We start from the raw sequence: 4,866 nt of genomic DNA, 5'->3' as shown, positions 1-4,866 counted from the left end.
GTCCAGGCTCGTGACCTGCTGGCCGGCGCGCAGCAGGTTCTCCAGCAGGTGCGAGCCGATGAAGCCGGCGCTGCCGGTGACGAGCCAGCGGCGCGGCGCGGCGCGCAGCTGTTCGAGCACGGGGTCCAGGAACTCGTTCGGCATGGCAGTCGTCGCCTCGTTCGTGATCACAGGCGCCACACGTTCAGGCCGCGTGCCCGCAGCGCCTTCGCATCGGCCTGGCTCTTGACGTCGACGTACAGGCCGTTCGGCACCAGCTTGGCGACGTAGTCGTCGATCGGACGCGCCTTCAGCGCCTTGTGCGGGACGGCGGCCACCAGGGCCTGCGCCTTCGGCAGCGCCTCCCAGCCGACCAGGTCGACGCCGTACTCGTGCCTGGCCTCGTCGGCCGCGGCCACCGGGTCGTGCACATGCACCGTCACGCCGTAGCTCTCGAGCTCGCGCACCACGTCGATCACCTTCGAGTTGCGCAGGTCCGGGCAGTCTTCCTTGAAGGTCAGGCCCAGCACGATGACGTTGGCGCCCTTCACCTGGAAGCCGGCCTGGATCATGTTCTTGATCGTCTGCTCGGCCACGTACTTGGCCATGCCGTCGTTGATGCGGCGCCCGGCCAGGATGACCTGCGGGTGGTAGCCCAGGCGCTCGGCCTTGTGGGTCAGGTAGTACGGGTCGACGCCGATGCAATGCCCGCCGACCAGCCCCGGTCGGAACGGCAGGAAGTTCCACTTGGTGCCGGCGGCCTCCAGCACCTCGAGCGTGTCGATGCCGATGCGGTGGAAGATCAGCGAGAGTTCATTGACCAGCGCGATGTTCAGGTCGCGCTGGGTGTTCTCGATCACCTTCGCGGCCTCGGCCACCTTGATGCTCGTCGCCGGGTAGACGCCGGCGGTGATGATGCTGCCGTACATCTCGGCCACCAGCTTCAGCGTCTCGGGCGTGTCGCCCGACACCACCTTGGTGATGGTCGTCAGCGTGTGCTGCTTGTCGCCCGGGTTGATGCGCTCCGGCGAATAGCCGACGAAGAAATCCTGCTTCCACTTCAGGCCGGACTCGCGCTCGATGATCGGGATGCAGACCTCTTCGGTCGCGCCGGGGTAGACGGTGGATTCGAAGACGATCGTCGCGCCGCGCTTCAGGTTGCGGCCGACCGAGGTGCTCGAGCCCACCAGCGGCGACAGGTCGGGGTTGTGGGCGTCGTCCACCGGCGTCGGCACCGCGACGACGATGAAGTCGGCTTCCTTCAGTGCGCTCGCGTCGGTGGTCGGGTGCAGCTGGCTCGCGGCCTTCAGCGCCTCGGTGCTGACTTCGCCGGTCGGGTCGATGTGTTCGCGGTAGGCGGCGATTTTCGGCGCCGACAAATCAAACCCGATGGTCTTGTATTTCTTGCCGAATTCAACTGCAAGCGGCAATCCGACATACCCCAGGCCGACGATAGCAACGGTGGTCATGAATCTATGGTTTGAAAGTGGGCCGCGAATCTCGCGCGGCATATTGAAAAAGCCCAGCGTTGCCACGGAAGAGAGTGCATCGCCGGACGAAAGACAGATGGTAGTGGAAGGGTTTGTTTCAAACTCGCCCCGATTACCGATACAGCCCCCGAACCTTGCTGCCGCTCCCCTTTTGGAATGGTCGGGATGATCGGAGAACCACCCCGCAGCGCCAATCCCTGAGTTACGGGGTTGGTGCTGCAACTTCTGCCGCGCGTGCCACGGGAACAGGCAGACTTTTCCGATTGTTTTTGTAACAGCCTCCCCGCGAACCCGGGGGTGCGGGCGGCCGCCCGTTCGGGCCCCCGAGGCCGCAGTCGTTGCACACGGCCGACAGTCCGGCGCCGCGATGTCAGCCATTCGGACATCCGATGGACRGTCTGTGTGCGCTGCACCACGAATCATCGCGAGTGGGTGCCCACGCGCCGGTCCATTCGTCGGATGCCCACCACAGCCATCTGTAACGTGTCTATCCCACATCTGGACACAGGTTGGTGAGTGGGTGCCAACACAATCCGTCCGGTCCAGGGACCGTGTCGGATCCTGGTGTCAGCTGGAACCGCGTGATGTCCCCGACCTCGATCCCCGCTCTCTCTTGTGTCTCGAAGTATCTGACGATGTTCGTGCTCGGCGCCGCCCTCGCGGCCTGCGGCGGATCGAAGAGCGATGACGGCGACGCCCCGTCGCCCGCGCCGCAGATGTCGGTGCTGTCCATCAACCGCATCGGCCAGGGCACGGTCGCGTCGACGCCGAACGGCATCGACTGCGGCAGCGACTGCTCCGGCTCGTACACGAAGAACACCGAGGTCACGCTGCATGCGGCCGCGGCACAGGGCAACCAGTTCGTCGGCTGGAGCGGGGTCGGCGTCGCGTGCACCGGCACCGGCGATTGCGCGGTGATGCTCGACCAGTCGAAGTCGCTGGTCGCGACCTTCAGCGCCGTGGACGCGCCCGAGTACGCGCTGAGCGTGACGGTCGCCGGCTCCGGCAGCGTCGCCGGCGCTTCGCCGTTCTCGTGCAGCACGGCCACCGATTGCAGCGGCACCTACGCCGCCGGCACGGTCGTCACGCTGACGGCCACGCCCGCCTCCGGCTACACCGTCGGCGCCTGGAGCGGCAGCGGCGTCAGCTGCACCGGCAGCACCTGCCAGGTCACGATGAGCTCGGCGCGCAGCGTCAGCGTCAGCTTCACGGCCGTCGCGGTGCCGACCTTCGCACTCGGCGTCACGGTCACCGGCTCGGGCACGGTGAGCTCCTCGCCGGCCGGCATTTCGTGCGGCAGCACCTGCGCGCACAGCTATGACCAGAACACCGTCGTCACGCTCAGCGCGGCGCCGGCCAGCGGCTATTCGTTCAGTGGCTGGAGCGGCGCGGGCTGCTCGGGCACCAACACCTGCGTGGTGACGATGTCGGCCGCGCGCACGGTGGCCGCCACCTTCGCCGCGATCCCGGCCAGCTCCTTCGCGCTGACCACCACCGTGACCGGCACCGGCCAGGGCACGCTGACCTCGAACCCGTCCGGCATCAACTGCCCGACCACCTGCAGCAGCACCGTGACCTCCGGCACCAGCGTGACGCTGACGGCGGCGAGCGGCAGCACCTCGACCTTCAGCGGCTGGAGCGGCGCCTGCGCGGCGACCGGCACCGTGACGGCCACCGGCGGCACCTGCACCGTGAAGGTCAGCGCCGCGACGCAGGCCGGCGCCGTGTTCACGCTGAACACCTATGCGCTGGCCGTCACCAAGGTGGGCAGCGGCACGGTGGCCTCGAGCGGCGGCAACATCGCCTGCGGCAGCAGCTGCGCCGCGAGCTTCAATGCCGGCACCGCCGTCACGCTGACCGCGACGCCGGCCACCGGCTACACCTTCACCGCCTGGGGCGGCGCCTGCACGGGCAGCAGCACCTGCGCGCTGACGATGAACGCCGCGAAATCGGTCACCGCCACGTTCACCGCCACCAGCACCGGCGGCGGTGGTGGTGGCACCAGCGGCAAGAGCTGGTTCGTCGCCACCACCGGCAGCGACAGCGCCGCCGGCACGCTGGCCGCGCCGTTCAAGAGCATCACGAAGGCGGTCGGCGTCGCGACCGCGGGCGACATCATCGAAGTGCGCGCCGGCACCTACTCCGAGGCGGTGGTGATCCGCACCGCCGGCACCTCGACTGCCCGCATCACGATGCGCGGCTACAACGGCGAGCGCCCGGTGCTGCAGCGCACCGGCGCCGGCCCGACGATCTACTTCTACAACAGCGCCTGCGACGAAGACGCCATCGGCAGCGGCACCGGCAACACCGACTGCTTCGCCAGCTGGTGGACGATCCAGGGCATGGAAGTGCGCGGCAGCACGGCCGGCGGCGACGACGGCAACGTGATCAAGATCGACACCGCCAAGGTGCGCATCCAGGGCAACACGCTGTGCTGCAGCGTCGCCGACATCGTCAAGCTGGTGCGCACCGCGAATGACGTCGAGGTGCTGGACAACGAGATCTACCAGAGCAGCAGCGTCGTGACGCCGGGCASCAAYGCGCAGGGCRTSGACATCGTCGGCGCCAACAACACCCGCGTGGCCGGCAACTACGTGCACGACGTGCCCGAYTTCGGCATGTACGCCAAGGGCAAYGCGCGCAGCACGRTCTTCGAGAACAACCTGCTSKWSAACATCGGSCGCRSCGACAACGGCCACGCGATCATGCTCGGCCAGGAGACCGAYWCCGAYCGSCTGGYCGAYGGCMRCTACGAGAGCTACGACGGCATCGTGCGCAACAACGTGGTSGTCAACGCCACCTGGGCCTGCGTCGCGACCTCGTCGTCGTCGAACGTGCGCATCTACAACAACAGCTGCTACAACACCGCCACCGCCGGGCAGGGCTCGATCTTCSTGTCGAACGAGTCGGAGATCGGCACCAAGGGCGTCAACATCGAGATCTACAACAACATCATCTACGGCTCGGCCGGACGCCCGCTGATCAAGGTGAACGCCGACGCGCTGGCCGATTTCTCGACGCTGCGCATCGACGGCAACATCTACTGGGTGACCGGCGGCGCGCCGACCTTCATGCTGAAGGACAACAGCGTCTCGGCGTCGCTGTGGGCCCTGCAGTACGCGACCGCGAGCTCCGGCCGCACCGACACCAGCCGCATCGTCGACCCGAAGTACGCCAGCACCACCGTGACCGGCGCGACCAGCAAGCCGCTGACGCTGTCGACCGGCAGCCCGGCGATCAACACCGGTGTCGCGACCTCGCTGGTCACGACCGACTACATCGGCACCGCTCGACCGCTGAACGGCAAGATCGACGTCGGCGCCTACGAATATTGACCCCCCCGAAGCGCCTTCGGCGCCTCCCCCCAAGGGGGCGCCGCCAGCGGCCCGGCAAAGCC

Annotated in this window: 3 protein-coding genes; 1 reads left to right on the top strand and 2 read right to left on the bottom strand. The window is 67.7% G+C overall.

Features of this window, described 5'->3' with window-relative positions:
* Window positions 1-144, bottom strand: a 144-nt coding sequence (locus tag AC1D01_RS20910; RefSeq protein ID WP_477869665.1) for an NAD-dependent epimerase/dehydratase family protein, incomplete at its 3' end; no start/stop codon positions are given.
* A gap of 23 nt (window positions 145-167) precedes the next feature.
* The gene (locus AC1D01_RS20905) at window positions 168-1,448 is read right to left on the bottom strand and encodes a nucleotide sugar dehydrogenase (RefSeq protein WP_477869663.1); all 1,281 of its coding nucleotides are present in this window, start codon (window positions 1,446-1,448) and stop codon (window positions 168-170) included.
* A 605-nt stretch (window positions 1,449-2,053) separates the two neighbouring features.
* On the opposite strand from AC1D01_RS20905, the gene AC1D01_RS20900 reads away from it, so the two are divergent.
* A complete protein-coding gene (locus AC1D01_RS20900) occupies window positions 2,054-4,804 on the top strand; it encodes an InlB B-repeat-containing protein (RefSeq protein WP_477869661.1) in 2,751 nt (916 codons plus the stop codon).
* The last annotated feature ends 62 nt before the right edge of the window (window positions 4,805-4,866 follow it).

It is taken from the genome of Rhizobacter sp. P3_B12 (genome assembly GCF_056402895.1).
The sequence above is the reverse complement of the archived record's forward strand: the minus strand, read 5'-3'. Positions and strand labels throughout refer to the sequence as shown.

Excerpts from the sequence above, each read along its gene's own strand:
- AC1D01_RS20905 (WP_477869663.1), bottom strand. The coding sequence starts at position 1,448 with ATGACCACCGTTGCTATCGTCGGCCTGGGGTATGTCGGATTGCCGCTT.